This is a genomic window from Streptomyces sp. NPDC001568 (genome assembly GCF_042893755.1).
GTDB lineage: Bacteria > Actinomycetota > Actinomycetes > Streptomycetales > Streptomycetaceae > Streptomyces.
Genome location: NZ_JBIAVF010000011.1, coordinates 34,149 through 50,542 on the forward strand (window position 1 = coordinate 34,149; position 16,394 = coordinate 50,542).

Below are 16,394 nucleotides of genomic sequence, written 5' to 3' on the forward strand. Positions count from 1 at the left end.
GAAGCTCGAGCCGGAGGCCCAGGAACGCGTCCGGGCCCTCGGCGTGAGGGTGCGCAGCCCTTGGTGACCGGCAAGCCCGACGAGAAGCTGCTACGCCTGCACAGCACGGAAGGCGACGGCCGGTAGCGCGCCCGGGTCCGGTGGCGTCCTGGCCTTCCTGCGGTAGGGCAGGACGCCGTCATGTCCGTCCGGGGTGTGTCCGGGGCCTGGGCAGCCGCATGATCATCCCGCAGGACCTGGCGCCGTTGCAGACCCGATCAGGCCGAACCGGACCGGGCCACGGAGCCGTGCGCGTTGCCCGGCCCGGCAGCCAGGGCGAGCCCCATGGGGCCGGGCGATGCACGATCACAGGGCTGTTTGCGCCGACCGCGCTCCTTGTGGCGGGACGGAGCCCTCCGACCGATCCCCGTACTTCGTTCACGAGCGTTTCAGGAAGTTGCTTCCGTGCTGTGGAAGGGCTGGTTCTGGCGCTGAAGTGCGAGTTCTCCGGGTGCGCAGGCGGCGAGGGTATCGGGGTCGGTGACCGGCGGCCGGTCGGTGCGGATGACCGACGCGGCCGCGTCCCGCAGCCATGCCGGGTAGGGCTCTGCTTCCGCGAAGGTGGCCAGCCGGGCCAGGTGATGCTCCGGCTCATCGAGGATGTCCTCGTAGGACAGGGCCATCCGCCGTTCTGCGGGAAGGTGCATGAACTCCTCAACGCCCCGCGTGATGAGACCCGACCAGAACGTCCCGAACTCCGCCAGCGGGATCGGGGCGCGCATCACGAACTCGCAGTCCACGTTGCCCGCGAGGTGGACCAGGTGCTGGGGCAGTGAGTCGGCGTGTTCGGGGCCGATCTGGAAGGGGGAAGTGAGGCCGAGCAGCACCATGGCCTCCGTCCGCAGCAGCAGGGTGCGGAAGCCGATGTGCCGGCTCATCGACAGCGCACACGCAGGTCCGGAGCGGCTCAGGTGCACGAAACGCGCTTCGGGGAACATGACGCGCAGTGCGGGGAGGAAGGCGAGCGAGGCACCGGAGCGTTCCACCACCACCGTGCCGCCCAGCCGCTGTCCGAGCTCGGCGAAGAGCGCGCGGTACTGGTCGGCCGCCGGCCGGGCGGGCCAGCCGGGGATCGTGGCGGCGAGTTCGTCGTGCAGCGTGTCGGGGTTGGCTGTCAGCGCGGGCAGTGCCATGTGGGAGATGGCCGGCACGCCGCTCTCGGGACCGAAGCGCCCTTGCCCGTAGGGGTAGAGCAGTTCGGGCATGGGGAAGCCGGAGGCCGCGATCGCGTCGAGAGGGCGGGCCGGACCGCTCAAGAGCGACCAGAAATCGTTCCCGTCGAGCACTCCACCCTCGAACGCCGCGTTGCCCCTGCACGCCAGCGACGTGAAGAACTCGTTCATGCTCAGCACATCAGGATGGGCCTGCAGCGTGCGCGACAGCATGGTCGACCCACAACGGCCGCTTCCCACAACGAAGGTGATGCTCATAAAGCCTCCCGGACGCCATCTCATTCCGTCACCGGGCATGACACTACGTCACACAGCGGCCGGCCTTCCTTGCGCGGATGCCCAGAGGGGCAACTCCGGCCATTCTTCCAACGCGCCGACAAAGCCGATGGGCGCACCGTGTCCGCAGAGGCGCGCTCGTCTCGGAAGGCACCCGTCCGGACGGGTGAACGGACTCCGCCGATGCCCCTCGCCTCCGCGGCCGTCTCACCAAAGTTCACCTGCGGGAGTTCCGCGAGAGCCCTCTCCGCGATCACGCTTCCGTAGGTCGCCGATCGCAAATTTCCGCTCATAACCCGCACGTTCTGCGAGGTACCCGCCAACATGAACACCGCCACCAACCAGGCATCCCGCCGGCCCTCCCCCGGACGCCGGGTCGGCCGGCCGGTCCCGTCGTCGCGGACGCCCTCGGATACCACGACAAAACCACCAGCCACCTCCTCGGAGAGACCGGCGGAGCCTTGAGCCGACACCCCGCAAGCGACCACCTATGGTCACCATCGGCTCGACTCCTCATCGACTCACCGACGGTTGCAGCTCGGATCACGTCCTGGACCGGTTGCGGGTAGCCGGTCTCGGCGATGTCCTCGGCCCAGCCGGCATTGAAGGAGTAGTACCGGCCTTCCCGATCCGGGCTGAGGATCGCATCGAGCATCGCCAGTGAGCGGCACAGGTTCCGCAGGTCAGCGATGGAAGGGAGCCGGCGAGCCATGTCATGGCCAGGCACATTCCCACCCAACCGGATGCCCCTGGCACCCAGGATCTCCTCCCACGGCTGTCACGGTCAGTGGCAGTGCGGGATCGAGGGTGAAGTTGACACCGATACTTGGCTTCCTGAATTATTTACTACCTGAAGTACTGGTACTCGCGCCCGCCCGGCGCGGTCAAACCGGAGGAAGGGCGCAGACATGGACCCCGCCCAGCACGGAGCAGCCGTCGCGGCCGAGGCCGCCTCGTTCATCGCCACGGTCACCGGAGCCGACCTCTCCACCGCGGTGCCGACCTGTCCCGGCTGGACCCTCGGGGACCTCACGCAGCACGTGGGCGGCGTGCACCGTTGGTTCTCCGAGCTGCTCCGTCGGCGTGTCCAGCAACCGCCGACGAGTCGCGCGGTGGACCTGCACCTACCGGAACGCCCCCAGGGGCTCCCGGACTGGCTGGCCGAGAGTGCGGCGCAGTCCGCCGAGGTCTTCGCCGCCACCGACCTGGACGCTCCGATGTGGGCCTGGGGAGTCGACCAGCACGCCCGGTTCTGGGTGCGACGCATGCTCTTCGAGACCCTCGTCCACCGGGTCGACGCCCAGCTCGCGCTCGGGCTGACGCCACAGGTCGACCGGGCGTCGGCGGTCGACGGCATCGACGAGTTCCTCACCAACCTGCCCTTCGCCGCCTCCTTCGCGCCGCTGACCGCCCAACTGCGCACCCCGAACCGCGCCATCCGCTTCAGTTGCCCGGACGAGGACTGGCTGTTCGATCTGCGCCCCGACGGCTTCGCCCTGACGGCGGACACGGCGGACGGCACCGCCGCCCGGACGGCCGATGCCACGGTCCGCGGGACCGCCACCGACCTCCTCCTGCTCCTCTACGGCCGCCTGGACCCGCGCAGCGGCGCCGTCCAACTGCTCGGCGACCAGGACCTCCTAGACCACTGGTTCGCCCACTCGGCCTTCTGAGCCGCGGCAGCCCGGCGGCCCGTGTTCCTCGAGCCGCTCACCGAGGGTGACCCGTCGTGTTCACGCGCCGGTCCCACCCGTGGGACCGAGGCCGCGACCCCGTAGGCCGGCCGTCGATCACCGACTCGGAGCGATCGACCCGTTCATCACTGTCGCGGACCGTTGGGGGGACACGGGAGGCGAGCGGGTCGGTGTTCTGTTGAGGCGTCGGTGCACGACAGATCGAACCCCCACCCCCGGGGTCCCGCCCCACTCGGTGAGGCACCGACGGACCCCGTCGTCCTGGAGGATTTGAACCATGCGCATCACCCGCACGCTCGCCACCGCCGGTCTCACCCTCGCCACCCTGGGCCTCGCCGGCACCGCGTCCATCGCCTCGGCCGCGCCCGTCACCACCAACCCCCCGACTGTCTCCGCCGCGGCGCCCACCCAGGGCGCGCACAGCGGGGGCCAGGTACTCGCCCTCACGCAGGGCGGCTGCCCGCTCTGCCTGCCGTAACCGGGTAGGACCAGCACCCCACCGCAGCGGCTGCCCCTCCTCGGGGCGGCCGCTGCGGCGCGGAAACGAATCCGGCGCCGCGCGTGGTCGGAGTCGACGAGTACGCCCCCCGGAGCCCCCGGTCCGTTCAGGTCGCCGACCGGTGGCACTCGTGGCACAACCCCAGCGAGGCCGCGGAGCGAAGCATCGCCCAGCGCTGCGGCGGCCTGCGGATTGCCCCCGAGGCGAATCTACGGGGCGCGGGCGGTCCATCGTGCGGGCTCCGTACGCCGCCCACCGACGAGGCCGTGCCCCGATGGGCTGTGGCCCGAAGGCTGGTGACTTGTACATGAACGCGTGCAACATCTGATGGCCGACCCGCACACGCTCGCGCTCCACCGTGACGGACACCCGGAGGCGTCCGTTGTGGCTGACCAACTCGGGGGGATCCTGCGGACGGGGTCCGGGTACGGAGGGAGGCTTGGGCACTTGTCCTGTGTTCCAGCTCCGGATATCACCTCGTGACGGCGAGGCGTGGAACACGGCTGCGTGACCACGAGGAGCTCGTCCGACCAGCCCCCTACGACCCGGTCCTTCCCCTCCGTGCGACAACGCGACAGTGTCCGGGCCTCGGTGGCCCGGGCGTGGATGTCGACCGCTATGCCTGGTGGTGCCGAGGCGGTACGGATCGGGCGTTCGTGAAGCAGGCGTGGGCGCACAGGGCGCCGCAGGCGTCCTTGCGCAGGACGACCTCGGCCATCACCTGCCACTCGGGCAATGGGGTCAGGGCGAGGTCTTCGGCGCCCCTTCCGGGGCGGGTGGACGTTCCGCTGATGATGGTGCTCATGATTCCTCCTGTGAGGGTGCGGGTCGCGCACCCTCAAGAACACCACCCGGCCTGCCTGCCCGGTGTCGTGCCTTCGGACGGTTCATCGGATGACAGGCGGGGTGGTGCCGTGGCCGGTACACCGCCCCGACGTCGACAGGCGGGGGGCGGCGTAGAGGCGGGCAGGGCGGGCTTCGGCGACATTCTAGGGGCGGCCCTTGCGGCGCGGCGGGACGTCCGTCTTCACCTGCATGCAGGTTCCCATGCAGAAGACGCAGGAGGCCTTCGCCCGGGCGTCCTGTTCGGATGCCTGGAGATCCAACCGTTCGAGGGTGAGGGGCCGCCCGGGCGACGTGGCACCGATGACGGGAAGGTCGTTGTCCATGAGATGTCCTCCCAACGGGGACGAGTGGAAAATACGGCCATCATCCTCACGTCCGCGACCGGCCGACGTCATGCGACCGGATGACACGGAGGATCACGCACGAACCGCCCGACGAGGCATCCGGGTGCGGGGCCTGTTCCGGCGGCCGGGGCGGAGCGCGACGAGGGACGGTCACGGCTCCTCATGCGGACGGTCGAGATGCCCAGGCCGGGGCTGCGGCGGGTCGCCGCGCAGCCGTGGGGCGGCGCCCGGACGGATGCGGTCTTATGCGTACGGTATGTACCACTTCATGTAAGGGTTGGAATCGGAGAAGTTGCTGGTGTAGACGTCGCCCTTCAAGTTGGAGTCCAAGGCGCGCTTGTTCTGGTGATTGACCAGCGTGAACACGTCCTGCATCACATAGTGCTGATCCCACCACTGCTGGGGATCCTGCGAGTTGCAGGCCTTGGCCGTCACGCGGTCGCTTCCCACTCCCCCGCCCGCGAGGCAGAGGTTGGTCTTGCTGCTCTGCAGCATCGTTCCGTTGCCGGTGGCGTGGAAGATCCAGCGCTGGTACGGGTTGTTCTTGCCGCAGCCGTTGCTGTTTCCCTTGGTGTAGACGGATCCCGTGGTGTCGCCGTCGAGACACCCCGACGTCTGCCAATTGGTGAGCCCACTGGTTGTGCTTTGGGCAGCCGCCGGGGTCTGCGTGGCCACGACGGTCACACAGGCCGCGGCGACCAAGGCGCAGGCCATGCCGGCCTTGTTCTTCATCGAGATCTTCACTGTTCCACTCCACTTGAGGAAGCGCTGTCCGTGGACCGCGAGTTGAGCGCGGGACTCGCAGCGCTGTGATCTGTTCGTACGTCTGTCGTCAATCGGTGACGGATGGCCCAAACGACAGCTTCTGGGCCGAGGGGTTGCGCAGTGGGCAGGGCCGGGCGGTCGTGACCACCGGCGGCGGAGTTCAACCGCCACCACGTTCCGTGGTCAGCGGCTGCCGTGGAGCGCGAGGAAAGGGGCGAGCCGCGGGACTCCGCCGGTTCCGAGGCGGATCTGCGTGAAGTTGTCGTACGTCCGTCCGTCGATGTTCACAGGTGCGACGGTTCCGCCGTTCACGGTTCGGTGGGCGACGCGGGACAGGGCCGCCCACTGGGTCTGCAAAGTGAGGCCGAAGTTGCCGAGGTGACTCGGACGGTTCGGGTCGGTGTCGTCGTATCCCCTGTTGAGGGCAGCGGCGATACGGTGTTCGATCCAGCCGAAACGCGCGGCTTCGGAGGTGGCGCCGATGAGGTAGGCCAACTCGCTGGGCGCGCTGGGCCGATTCGCGGCGGTGAAGTTGTTCAGGAATTGCATGGTCATGTGCATGCTCGCGGCCGTGTAACTGAAGTCGCGGCGAAACCCGTGGGGGTCCAAGCTGTCGTAGTTCCCCCGATATCCGAGACTCTGGAAGAGCGGCGCGTGCTCAAGCCCTTGGCCGCGCTGGACCTCGCCGGCCAACGGGAAGGCGGGGTTCGTGTCGGGCTGGAACATCCAGTGCTGACCGCGGCTGGTGAAGCCGAGGAGGTACAGGTTGTCCACACTGAAGTACAGCTTGAGGTGGGACCTCGGCGCTCCGCCGTTCTCGTTGGTCCAGACGCGGGCTTCGATGACGCGGTTCGTGTTCGTCCGCGTCGGCGTGTCACGCATGTCGTCGCCATTGGCTCCGTCCATCCGGTGGCCGGCAGCCGCACGGAGTTGCGCGATGAAGTCCCGGTACCGGACCGCACGGTCCGCGCCCATGTCGCCACCGTTACCGGTATCCAGACCGTAGACGTACCAGTCGAGAACGGTGTACTGCTTGGAGGTCTCCGCATGGGCCGGGGTGGCGCCCACGGTCACCAGGGCGCAGGTGGCCAGGAAGGCCAGGAACACAGTGCCCAGGCGCCTGCCGGCGCGGCGTATGGCGCAGATCGGATTCATCGGTGGTTTCCCTGAGGTGGTCGGCGCGGGCCGCTCGATGAGACGAGGGCTCCGCGCAAGCGAAGGTGGCGGCTTCGCGGACGTCGGTGCTCCGGTTCCTCGTCCGCTCCACCAGACAACCCCACGGACCCCAGGCAGGACAGGAAGTTTCACCTGCAGAAGTAGGGTGCCGCGCACTTCTGCGGATGGCCGGGGGGAGTAACGCGCGAGCGCTGTCGTACGTGAAGCGTGGATGCTGCGGCGGGCCGCAGCGTGCAAGCCCGGGCGACCACCCCGCGCATGGACACGAGCGAGCAGTTCCTCCAGATCCGTGAGGTCGCCCCGTGTCCGTCCCGTACGGTCATCCGCCGAGGGCGAGCTCGTCGACTGCGTGGTCCTCATCGTCCTGGACCTTGGTGCGGACGAGTTCGTCCTGGCAGCCCGTGCGGCGCCGCCCTTCGCTGCCGCCGAGTCGAGACGCAGGTCCGTGGCGCCCGGGGCTCGGGAACTCTCCCGCCGGGTCGCTCTTGAGGCGCCTCCCGCCCGTGAGCCACCCCGGGCCGGCTTCCGATGAGGAGAGGTTCCGGGTCCCCGGGCGCGGTGCGGGCCGGGACCCGGGCGCGGTGCGGGCCGGGTGCTCACCGGCTTCCCGTGCCCGGGGAGTCAGGGTTGCTTGGGTGGTGCCTGCTGCCGCACCGTCACACCGGCTCCGGTCGGTACCGGCCCCATTGCCTACCGGTTCGTACGGTCACCGACGCCCTCACGATGGCTGTCGCCACCGTGAGGGTCGACGTCGCCCCGCAGCACTCACGACGCGCTCAACGACGCCGACGGCGGCTCGTCCAGGTGCTGCCGATGCCGGCCACTTGGAGAGCGAGCAGCATGAGGCCGAGGATCATGAAATTGCCGGACGAGAACACGTGGTTCGTCGATATTTCCGCCGCGTTGATCAAGAAGCTGATGAAGAACAAGACGGCTGCCGCGATACCAAGCATCACTGCTCCTTCCAGAAGGTGATTGCCGTCTGCCCTGGCCTCGCGGCCGCATGCGAGGCGAACGACGAGCGTTCCGGCGGGACGAGCGACACGGGACGGGTTCAGCACGCGTGCGCGGCGACGCGGAGGCGCAGTCGACGGATGGTGGCGAACGAGTTCTCCACGAGGCGGCGTTCGGCGTGGTAGCCGTCGGCGATCCACTCGTGGGTGTCCGCTGATGGGGCCCCGAACCACCCCTGGGGCGGAGGGGTGGTGGCGACGGCACACCGCCCCTCGTTCTCGGGACTTGCCCACACGTCGCCGACCCGAACCTCGGACGTCCCCCGCCGCACCGCACCACGGTAGGGCGTGGGCGTGCCTGATCCGGATCGGACGGGGTCAGGTGCGCGTGGTGAGGCGTGCGAGTGCCGTGTCGTAGCGTGCTTGGACCCTCTCGTTCGGTGTGGCCCGCAGGAGGGCGCCGAGGGCTCGTACCGCGCCGTCGTCGTAACCGGCAGATTCCGCTTCGCGGGCTGCGAGGTCGAGTTGGGCGATGCCCTCCGTGCGGTTGCCGAGTCCCAGCAGTGCTTCCCCCTGGATGGTGAGCAGCAGGATGTGGGGGATGTCGGTGGTGTCCGGTCGGTGGTCGAAGGCCAGGGCGCGGGTCGCGGTGGTGAGGGCCCGCTGCCAGTGTCCGGCGTCGGTCTGATGGCGGGCGAGGTGCTGCAGAGCCAGGCGTTCGATCCTCCGGTCATTGCTCTCGCGTGCCAGCTCGGCCGCGCGTTCGCAGCTCTTCGCGGCGGCGTCCTGGTCGCCGAGGGCGGCTTGGGTCGTGGCCAGCACGATCAAGGCGTTGGCCTCGGCGAACGCGTCAGCGGCTTCGGCGGCGAGCGCGGCGGCCGCCGCCAGGTGGGTCAGCGCTTCCGAGGTGCGTCCTTCCTCGGTCAGGACCCAACCGAGGACGTTGAGCACCCGTGCTTCGCCGTGCGGGTCGGCGTCGGCCCGGGCCGCCGCCAGGGCGGTTTCCAGGAGCGGTGCCCAGCCGTCCCGGACGCGCCACACGATCAGCGGCCACATCGTCATGACGATCCGCCACGTCCTGCCGTGCAGCGCGGTGGCGTGCGCTGCGGCGACCGCCAGTACGAGGTTGTGGCGTTCGGCGGTGTACCAGGCCACGGCGGCGGACCGGTCGGCGAGCGCGCGTACGGCGGCGGGCGGCAGGAAGTCCGCCGGCAGCGGGAAGCAGTACTCCGAGCCGGGTTCGGCCGCCGCAACGGCGCTGGTGGCGGCGGTGATGTAGTGGTCGAGCACACGCTTGAGCGTGTCGGGGTGGGCGTCCCGGCTGCGGGCGTAGAGCCGCACGAGGTCGTGCATCGTCCACCGGCCGGGGGTGGTCTCGATGAGCAGGTGCGCGGCGGCCAGGCGCTCCAGGGCGGCCTCTGCGGCCGCGGGGTCCGTGCCCGCCAAGGCGGCTGCCGCGTAGCGGTCGACGTGCGTGCCGGGGTGGCGGCCGAGGGCCGCGAACAGGTGGGAGACGTGCTCGGGGAACTGTCGCAAGGTCAGCCGCAGTGCGGCCCTGACTCCGGTGTCCTCCAGGTCCAGCAGGCTCAGCCGGCGTGTCTCGTCGGACAGTTCGGCGGCCATCGCGTCCAGGGTCCAGTCGGGCCGCCCGGCCAGGCGGGCGGCTGCCACCCGAAGGGCCAGCGGCAGCCCGCCGCACAGCTCGCCGAGCCGGAGCGCGGCGGCCGGCTCGGCGTGCACCCGGTCGGCGCCGAGGATCCGGACCAGGAGCATGGTCGCGTCCTGGGGTGTGAGGACATCGACGGCGACGGGCCGGGCGGCGTCGGTGATGATCAGTCCGGGGAGGCGGTGTCTGCTGGTGACGACGGTGACGCAGCGGTCTCCGCCGGGTAGCAGGGGCCGGACCTGTTCGGAATCGCGTGCGTTGTCGAGTACGACGAGGAGCCGGCGATCGGCGGCCAGCGACCGGAACAGGGCGGCCGCGCCGTTCTCGGACTCCGGTATCCGGTCGGGTGGCACGCCCAGAGCCAGCAGGAACTCGCGCAGCACCTCGATGGCGGCCCACACGCCGGTGTCGCTGAAGCCGCGCAGGTCGGCGTAGAGGCGTCCGTCGGTGGGTCCGGCAGGGTCGTGGTGGGCCCAGTGCAGCACGAGGGCCGTCTTCCCTACCCCGGCAGGGCCGACGACCAGACAGACGGGCGCCTCGCCCGCCGTGGCCCGGGACAGGGCGGCGAGTTCCGCCGTCCGGCCGTGAAAGCCGCGCGGCGCGCGCGGCACCAGATCGGGCGCGCTCCTGGGCGCCGCGGCGACCGGGGCGGCGGCGGGCGGCGGGGCGTCCGTCCGGCGGGCCCGGCGGGGACGGCCCAGACTCGCGGCCCGCTCCAACTCCCGGGTACCGGCGGCGTCGAGCCTCAGCGCGGCGGCCAAGGCCTCCACGGTACGGCGCTGTGGTCCGCGGGCGCGCCCGCGTTCCAGGTCGGACAGGGCCCGAACGCTCACTCCCGCCGCGTGTGCCAGGTCCTCCTGGCTGAGCCCGGCTTTCGTCCGCAGACCATGCAGGCGCTCACCGAACCCGCCGGTGGCCGGTGTACCGGTGGTCATCCTCGAAGCATCCTCTGATCCGTGCGGCCCGGCACAGCACCGGAACCATCCGGCAGAATTATGACAAGACATTAGTTCTGCCGGTGAAACTGCCGGGGCCGGCCCGTTCCTCCTCCGTTCGGCTGGAGGTGCTTCGGACGGAGGGTGGGCCCCACCCGGCCCCGGCCCCGGCCAGGCTCGGGCCGCAGGCCGCGAACAGGATCCCCAGGCGCCTGACGAGCAGGCCCCTCGCGGTGATCGGCGCGACGCCCAAGGCGAGCGCCATGAAGGAACCGGCGAAGCCGAGCCACCGCTTGCGCAGCGTGGCCGCAGCGACGGGCAGCAGGAGGGTGACGCTCATGGGCGGCCACCGTCGATCCGGATCGGCTCGGTGGCGTGGTGCGCGTCGTCGTACGGACCTTCTGTCCGGCCGGTGTTCGGGTCGGCCTCCAGCCGCGCCATGTGCTCGGCCACCCGTAGGTGCGTCCGGCCCCGATGTCTCGGAGGTACCCTCGCCGCGCAGCGGCGGTCGAGCGATAGGGATCAGGCGGCGGGCACCTTGTCCAGAAAGCCGTAGACGCCCGTGATCCTGCCGGCGCCGTCGGTGACGAGGACGTCGAAGCCGATGGCCATGGGCTCGGCGCCCGGGCCGGTCACCAGGGCCCACTGGAAACGGGCGACGTTGTGATGGGTGTCGACCGTCCCGTGCAGCTCGAAAGAGAGGCACTCGAACTGCTCGCGGGCGCCCGTGAGAACGGCCGCGATGCCCTCGTGCCCCTCGACCGCGGCGAGCGGGTCGATGTAGGGGGCCTCGGAGGTGAACAGGTCGGCGACTCCTGCGGCGCGGCGGTCGGCGTCGCCTTCGTTCCAGAGGGCGAGGTACTTGGTTACGGTGTCGATCAGGTCGCTCATGAGTCGGCTCCTTGTACGGGTGAAGTGATCGGTAAAAAGATGTCGCGGGGAGCGGCACAGGACGCGAGAGCGTGCTCCGGTGAAGGAGGTGAGGGAGGTGAGGGACGATCATCCCGGCTGGCTCCCATAAGACGGCGGCGCCGGGACCGTGGGCCGTGAGGTGACTTCGCCGCGGCGCAAGTTCGACGAGAACCCGCCGGCGGGAAGGGCGGCACTCCTCATGGGGTGCAGGCCTCGGCGATCGACATGCTGTTCTCGTAGAGGTGGTGCCGGGTGATCCGGCCGCCTTCGACGGTGAGGTGCAGCGCGAACGGGCCCTCGAAGGACTTTCCCGTCGCACGTACGACTCCTGACAGGTGTCCCATCAGGACGGCTTCGGAGCCGTCGACGAGGAAGGTGTCGACGGAGGCGCGAGCCTTGTCGGGCACGGTGTGTTCCATCAACTCCGTAAGCTGAGCTGCGCACTCGGCGGCCGTGGACCGTGGGCGGATCCACGGGACGGCGGGGTTCTCGGCCAGCAGCCAGTCGACCTCGCGGGCGAAGAGCCCGGTGAGCCGCTCGGTATCCCCTGCCACCCGGGCGGCAAGGAACTCCTGCACTACGGCCCGGGTGACCGCGGCAACGGAACTCGTGGTGGTGGCGGTGGCGCCTGCGCGTGCCGTGTTCGCAGTGGACTGGACGGACATGACGCTCTCCTCGCGGCTGCGTTGGCGACGGGCTCCCCGTCGATGTGCTTCATCCTGGCGGCGGAGGAGGTAACGGTCGATTACCCCAGAGGTAAGTAAGTGGTCGGCCGAGACAGGTACACGTTTCCGGGTTCGTCCGGGTGGAGCAACCGGCGCTTGCGGCGCAGGGCTCGGGTGACTTCAGCGCCGACCGGGGCGAAGGCGCATCCGGACCATGGGTCGCGCTCCGCCCCGAACCCGCCGGCCGAGGCGGTCCGCTGGGAGGCCCCGAGGCGTTCGGCGAGGTCGGCTGCGGCGGGAAGCCGCCCGTCACTCGTTCCACCCCGGGACTCACCCGCACTGGGCGGCGGGCAGTGCATTTCGGGGGGTTCGCGTTGTGGGCGAGCGCATTCCCCTCGCGCGGTGTTCCTGAGCCGGTTCCGGGTTTACCGGTGCATGATGCGGCGTCTGCGGATACGCCAGCTGTCCAGTACTGGCTACTTCCACGGCCCTGGAATCGTGCTAGGGCCGGTGCGGGTTCGGTAAGCAGTTCAAGGGAAGGGGCGGGGACGAGAAGGGCAAGGCTGTGCCCCGGCCTGGCTGACCGGGGCACAAGGGGTCAGTGGTTCTCGATCCACCAGACGATCAACCCGACACCACCGGCGCCGGCTCCGTATGCCGCGCCGCGGGCGAGATGGAACGCAAGCGACTTGCGTCGGCGTGCGAACCACCGGCCCACCCTCCCGATAAGGGACAGCGCGCGCGGGCCCGTTTCAATACTTTCGGGCGCGGTCGATTTTGCCTTATCCTGCATAGCGTGCTCCGTGATAGTGACGGGGCCTTGCAAAGGAGCCCTTCCGACGGAGGCCTAGGAACCGTGTCGGAGTTACAAGGGCTCCTTTCGCACGAGTGCAGGGTCCTGCTAGCCGAGCCGGTTAAGTGCCGCCCTGCTGCTCCTCGTTCACACAATGTTGCCTCGATATCTTCTGTAGCGCAGCTGACCATTGGGGGCGGTTTAGGCACCCCTTCTTTGTGAGATCCCTACAATCCGCGTGACGTCTACATAACGCGCGTCGTAGGTTCCTACAAGATATGCGTCATTGACGGATCATCAAATAGGCTTCGTTCATGCGCGGGTGACGGCCCGTCGACGGTCAGGGATTGAACCAGCAACAGCCCTCGCCTACGTTTCTGCGGCGACTTCGCTCACTTCGGCATGCAACCCTCGCCTAGCGCCCGTCACCAACAGCCCAAAGACAAGGTGGTCACCCAACAGAAACCTGACACTCCACCAGGCAGCAGGTCACGTGGCCAAGCGGCACAACAGAGTGTCAAGAGGGAGATTGCACAGTTCGGCGGCGCGATCGCACGTCTCGTAAATGCAGCAGGTCAGCTGCCGAACAACATGCGTGCCACGGCGCTCTCATCCTGCTGCGCGCCGGTGTGCCGTGCAGCAGGGGGAATGGAGCGGCGGCACCCACCAGCAGTGGCGCCCCGAGCCCGTGGGCGACGGCTGCTACCGCCTGGTCACCCGGCACAGCGGCAAGGTCCTCCAGGTCACCACGGTTACCGCCGGCACCCGCAACGGGGCACTGGCGCGCCAGCACCTGTGGGCCAACGAGGACCACCAGAAGTTCCGCCTCGCCCCCCCGTCTGACCGCCCGGCTCCGTCAGGCAGCCCTGACGGAGACCATGCTGCCAGCGCCCTCTCGCCCGCACGAGCACACACAGCGTCGCCCGCCCGTGCCGGCGAGACGAGGGAAGATCCGGCCCTCCGAGGTCCCCATCATGTGCTGCGCACGGCCGACGCCATCGGCTCTCTCACCATCCGAACTGCCGAACAGCGCAGCGGTAGACGCGGGAGCCGGGCGAGAAACTCTGAGCCGAGGACGGAGAGCGGGGTGGACCTCCCGACCACGCGCAGGTGCGCGGGGCCACTCTGGCCCACATGATCACCGAATCGGGGGAACGCCGATGAGCGACGACATCCATCGGCCAGCGCAGACACGATGCGGACGGGGCTCACCGTGTCACCGCTTTGGTCTCCGTCCCGGTCTCGTCCGCCCGGAAGGTGCGCCGGTAGGCGGCGGGCGTCGTGCGCACGGCCTCGTGGAAGCGCCGGCGCAGGTTAACGGCCGAGGAGAGGCCGACCCGGTGCGCGATCGTTTCCACGGGCAGGTCGGTCTCCTCCAGCAGCGCCCGGGTCGCGGCTATCCGGCGGTCCAGCAGCCAACGCCCGGGGCTGATCCCCAACTGTTCGGAGAAGCGCCGGGTCAGCGTGCGCGTCGAGACCTGGGCGCGGGCCGCCATCTCGGCGACGCCGACCGGCTGGTCCAAGCGCCCGGCGAGCCACTCCAGCAGCGGGGCCAACGAGTCGGCGACCGGTCCGGAAGTGGGCAGTTCGGCGTACTGCAACTGGCAGCCCTCACGGTGCGGCGGCATCACCATCTGCCGGGCGATCCGCAGCGCGTGCGCGGCGCCGTGGTCGGAACGCACCAGGTGCAGGCAGAGGTCCACGCCCGCGGCCGATCCGGCGCTGGTCGCGACGTCACCGTGGTCCACGTACAGCACCGCGGGATCGATCCGGACCCGCGGAAACCGGGCGGCCAGCTCCGGGGCTTGGGCCCAGTGGGTGGCGGCCCGCCGGTCGTCCAGCAGTCCGGCGGCAGCGAGCACGAAGGCGCCCGAGCAGATGCCCACGACCCGCGCGCCGCGGCGGTGCGCCTGTCGGACCGCCGCGATCACCGCCGTCGACACCTCGGCGTCGATCGGCTGTTGCCAGCCGGGGATCAGTACGGTGTCCGCCCGCTCCAGCGCCTCCAGGCCCGTCGTGACCAGCAGGTCGTATCCGGCCCGGGTCGGCACCGGGCCGGGATGCTCGGTACAGACCTCGAAGGCGTAGCGGGAGGGAATCGCCGGGCTGTGGTCGCCGAACACCTCCGTCGCGCAGGCCAGCGGGAAGGTCGACTGCGGAGACCGCAGCACGGCCACGACCCGGTGCAGCGCCGGGGAGTTCGGCAGCGTACGAGACGTCATGGCGCGAAAGTACCCCATCGTGTCGTTCAGGACACTGGGGTTGCCGATTGGTCCGGTCCAACATCGTCCTGTGACCACCGCACGTAGGCATACACAGACACAGGCCCGGAGCGCTCCGACCGTCCCGAGCAATCCGCCACCCGCCGCGACCTCGTTGTGGGACCGACGGTTCACGCTCTACTTCACCGCCCGCGCGGTCTCGTTGCTCGGCGACGCGATGATGCCGGTGGCCGCCGCGCTCGCGGTCGGCCCGCTGTACGGGATCTCCGGGGTCGGCTTCGTCCTCGGCACGTGGACAGGGACGTTCGTTCTCCTCGTCCTGTTCGGCGGCGTGTTCGCCGACCGCGTCGGAGCGCGGCGGATGATGGTCGGTGCGGACCTGGTCCGGGTGCTCACCCAGGGTGTGCTGGCTGTCGCGTTCTTCGCCGGCACGCCGCCGTTCTGGCTGCTGGTGACCATGGCGGCACTGGCCGGTGCGGCCGTCGCGATGTTCCAGCCCGGGGTGAACGGGATGGTTCCGCTGGTCGCGCGGGAACCGCAGCGGGCCAACGCCACGCTCAAGGTCGCCGACGCCCTTGCCCACCTGCTCGGCCCCGCCCTGGCGGGGCTGCTGATCGTGCTGACCGGCGCGGGGGCCGTTTACGCGATCGATGCCGGCACCTTCGTGCTCAGCGCCCTGTGTTTGGCTCTGATCCGACTTGCCCCCGCCGACGGGTCCAAGGGGACCTCGACCGACGCCGACTCCACTGCTTCCACGTGGGGTTCGCTCCGCGGCGACCTGCGCCGGGGCTGGCAGGAGTTCCGCTCCCGCACCTGGATGTGGGCGGTCATCCTGATCTGGGTGGCTTACGGCGTACTGCTCTTCGGCCCACTGGTGCCGCTGGGCTCTGCGCTGATCGGAGCCCGGCTCGGCCCGAATGCCTATGGCCTGGCCGTTTCCTCCATGGGCGTCGGAACCGTGCTCGGCGGCCTGTTGGCACTGCGACTGCGCCCGGCCCGGCCGCTGGCCGCCGGTGCCGTCGCCATGGCGTTGTTCACCGTGCTGCCGCTCTGCGTGGCGTTGGGCGCGGGGCTGCCGGTGTTGCTGGCGGGGCACGTCCTCGGCGGGGGCGCCTGGGCGTTCTGGTCGGTGATGTGGGCGACCAGCGTGCAGACCCACACACCATCCGCGGTTCTCAACCGGGTCACCGCGTACGAGCTGGCCGGCTCGGTGTCCGGGATCGCGCTCGGCCAGATCCTGGCGGGGCCGGCCACTGAACTGGCCCCGCCGGAGGGGCTGCTCCTGGTCTCGGCGGGCACCTGCCTCGCGGGATGCGTCGCGTTGCTCTCCATCCCGGCGATCCGCACCCTGCGCCGCGTCGCTTCCACGGACACCGTCACGCCGGCGACCCCGGACGATCCGGACGGATCGTGAACGGCCGCCGACATGGTGTACCG

At 70.0% G+C, this 16,394-nt stretch carries 16 protein-coding genes; 4 read left to right on the forward strand and 12 right to left on the reverse strand.

Annotated elements, in window-relative coordinates; translation table 11 throughout:
- Positions 1-428: 428 nt before the first annotated feature.
- Positions 429-1,382, reverse strand: a complete 954-nt coding sequence (locus tag ACFY0I_RS20815) for a sulfotransferase (RefSeq protein ID WP_388897737.1) — start codon at positions 1,380-1,382, stop codon at positions 429-431.
- Between the two features lie 1,013 nt (positions 1,383-2,395).
- Here ACFY0I_RS20815 and ACFY0I_RS20820 point away from each other — a divergent pair.
- Together ACFY0I_RS20820 and ACFY0I_RS20825 are read left to right on the forward strand one after the other, a co-directional pair.
- Complete coding sequence (locus ACFY0I_RS20820; RefSeq protein WP_388897740.1) at positions 2,396-3,160, forward strand: maleylpyruvate isomerase family mycothiol-dependent enzyme; 765 nt, start codon at positions 2,396-2,398, stop codon at positions 3,158-3,160.
- 298 nt (positions 3,161-3,458) lie between these two features.
- Positions 3,459-3,659, forward strand: coding sequence for a hypothetical protein (locus ACFY0I_RS20825; protein ID WP_388897743.1), 201 nt, complete (start codon positions 3,459-3,461; stop codon positions 3,657-3,659).
- 637 nt (positions 3,660-4,296) lie between these two features.
- Here ACFY0I_RS20825 and ACFY0I_RS20830 read toward each other — a convergent pair.
- From ACFY0I_RS20830 to ACFY0I_RS20875, 10 genes are all read right to left on the reverse strand, one after another.
- Entirely contained in the window at positions 4,297-4,485 is a 189-nt protein-coding gene (locus ACFY0I_RS20830) for a hypothetical protein (RefSeq protein WP_388897746.1), read from the reverse strand.
- 184 nt (positions 4,486-4,669) lie between these two features.
- Positions 4,670-4,849 (reverse strand): hypothetical protein, encoded by a 180-nt coding sequence (locus ACFY0I_RS20835; RefSeq protein ID WP_388897749.1) that lies wholly within the window; start codon positions 4,847-4,849, stop codon positions 4,670-4,672.
- 264 nt (positions 4,850-5,113) lie between these two features.
- Positions 5,114-5,614, reverse strand: a complete 501-nt coding sequence (locus ACFY0I_RS20840) for a ricin-type beta-trefoil lectin domain protein (RefSeq protein ID WP_388897752.1) — start codon at positions 5,612-5,614, stop codon at positions 5,114-5,116.
- A gap of 204 nt (positions 5,615-5,818) precedes the next feature.
- Positions 5,819-6,790 (reverse strand): ribosome-inactivating family protein, encoded by a 972-nt coding sequence (locus tag ACFY0I_RS20845; RefSeq protein ID WP_388897756.1) that lies wholly within the window; start codon positions 6,788-6,790, stop codon positions 5,819-5,821.
- A 797-nt stretch (positions 6,791-7,587) separates the two neighbouring features.
- Complete coding sequence (locus tag ACFY0I_RS20850; RefSeq protein WP_388897759.1) at positions 7,588-7,764, reverse strand: hypothetical protein; 177 nt, start codon at positions 7,762-7,764, stop codon at positions 7,588-7,590.
- Positions 7,765-7,865: 101 nt separating this feature from the next.
- On the reverse strand, positions 7,866-8,060 hold the full coding sequence (locus ACFY0I_RS20855; RefSeq protein WP_388897762.1) for a hypothetical protein: 195 nt from the start codon (positions 8,058-8,060) through the stop codon (positions 7,866-7,868).
- 82 nt (positions 8,061-8,142) lie between these two features.
- Positions 8,143-10,365, reverse strand: a complete 2,223-nt coding sequence (locus tag ACFY0I_RS20860) for a helix-turn-helix domain-containing protein (RefSeq protein ID WP_388897765.1) — start codon at positions 10,363-10,365, stop codon at positions 8,143-8,145.
- Positions 10,366-10,423: 58 nt separating this feature from the next.
- A complete protein-coding gene (locus ACFY0I_RS20865; RefSeq protein WP_388897768.1) occupies positions 10,424-10,705 on the reverse strand; it encodes a hypothetical protein in 282 nt (93 codons plus the stop codon).
- A gap of 182 nt (positions 10,706-10,887) precedes the next feature.
- Positions 10,888-11,256, reverse strand: coding sequence for a nuclear transport factor 2 family protein (locus ACFY0I_RS20870; protein WP_388897771.1), 369 nt, complete (start codon positions 11,254-11,256; stop codon positions 10,888-10,890).
- Positions 11,257-11,474: 218 nt separating this feature from the next.
- Positions 11,475-11,942: a nuclear transport factor 2 family protein gene (locus tag ACFY0I_RS20875; protein ID WP_388897774.1), complete on the reverse strand. Its 468-nt coding sequence runs from the start codon at positions 11,940-11,942 to the stop codon at positions 11,475-11,477.
- 1,358 nt (positions 11,943-13,300) lie between these two features.
- Between ACFY0I_RS20875 and ACFY0I_RS20880 the strand changes: the two genes are divergently transcribed.
- A complete protein-coding gene (locus tag ACFY0I_RS20880; protein ID WP_388897777.1) occupies positions 13,301-13,873 on the forward strand; it encodes an RICIN domain-containing protein in 573 nt (190 codons plus the stop codon).
- 70 nt (positions 13,874-13,943) lie between these two features.
- On the opposite strand, the gene ACFY0I_RS20885 is transcribed toward ACFY0I_RS20880, so the two are convergent.
- Positions 13,944-14,957 (reverse strand): GlxA family transcriptional regulator, encoded by a 1,014-nt coding sequence (locus tag ACFY0I_RS20885; RefSeq protein WP_388897780.1) that lies wholly within the window; start codon positions 14,955-14,957, stop codon positions 13,944-13,946.
- A 154-nt stretch (positions 14,958-15,111) separates the two neighbouring features.
- Here ACFY0I_RS20885 and ACFY0I_RS20890 point away from each other — a divergent pair, with 154 nt between their 5' ends.
- A complete protein-coding gene (locus tag ACFY0I_RS20890) occupies positions 15,112-16,371 on the forward strand; it encodes an MFS transporter (RefSeq protein ID WP_388897783.1) in 1,260 nt (419 codons plus the stop codon).
- Positions 16,372-16,394: the final 23 nt, after the last annotated feature.

What these genes read in the sequence shown, in the direction of transcription:
- ACFY0I_RS20815 (WP_388897737.1), bottom strand. Translation starts at nt 1,382, where the DNA reads ATGAACGAGTTCTTCACGTCGCTGGCGTGCAGGGGCAACGCGGCGTTC.
- ACFY0I_RS20820 (WP_388897740.1), top strand. Translation starts at nt 2,396, where the DNA reads ATGGACCCCGCCCAGCACGGAGCAGCCGTCGCGGCCGAGGCCGCCTCG.
- ACFY0I_RS20825 (WP_388897743.1), top strand. Translation starts at nt 3,459, where the DNA reads ATGCGCATCACCCGCACGCTCGCCACCGCCGGTCTCACCCTCGCCACC.
- ACFY0I_RS20830 (WP_388897746.1), bottom strand. Translation starts at nt 4,485, where the DNA reads ATGAGCACCATCATCAGCGGAACGTCCACCCGCCCCGGAAGGGGCGCC.
- ACFY0I_RS20835 (WP_388897749.1), bottom strand. Translation starts at nt 4,849, where the DNA reads ATGGACAACGACCTTCCCGTCATCGGTGCCACGTCGCCCGGGCGGCCC.
- ACFY0I_RS20845 (WP_388897756.1), bottom strand. Translation starts at nt 6,790, where the DNA reads ATGAATCCGATCTGCGCCATACGCCGCGCCGGCAGGCGCCTGGGCACT.
- ACFY0I_RS20850 (WP_388897759.1), bottom strand. Translation starts at nt 7,764, where the DNA reads ATGCTTGGTATCGCGGCAGCCGTCTTGTTCTTCATCAGCTTCTTGATC.
- ACFY0I_RS20860 (WP_388897765.1), bottom strand. Translation starts at nt 10,365, where the DNA reads ATGACCACCGGTACACCGGCCACCGGCGGGTTCGGTGAGCGCCTGCAT.
- ACFY0I_RS20865 (WP_388897768.1), bottom strand. Translation starts at nt 10,705, where the DNA reads ATGAGCGTCACCCTCCTGCTGCCCGTCGCTGCGGCCACGCTGCGCAAG.
- ACFY0I_RS20870 (WP_388897771.1), bottom strand. Translation starts at nt 11,256, where the DNA reads ATGAGCGACCTGATCGACACCGTAACCAAGTACCTCGCCCTCTGGAAC.
- ACFY0I_RS20875 (WP_388897774.1), bottom strand. Translation starts at nt 11,942, where the DNA reads ATGTCCGTCCAGTCCACTGCGAACACGGCACGCGCAGGCGCCACCGCC.
- ACFY0I_RS20880 (WP_388897777.1), top strand. Translation starts at nt 13,301, where the DNA reads ATGCAGCAGGTCAGCTGCCGAACAACATGCGTGCCACGGCGCTCTCAT.
- ACFY0I_RS20885 (WP_388897780.1), bottom strand. Translation starts at nt 14,957, where the DNA reads ATGACGTCTCGTACGCTGCCGAACTCCCCGGCGCTGCACCGGGTCGTG.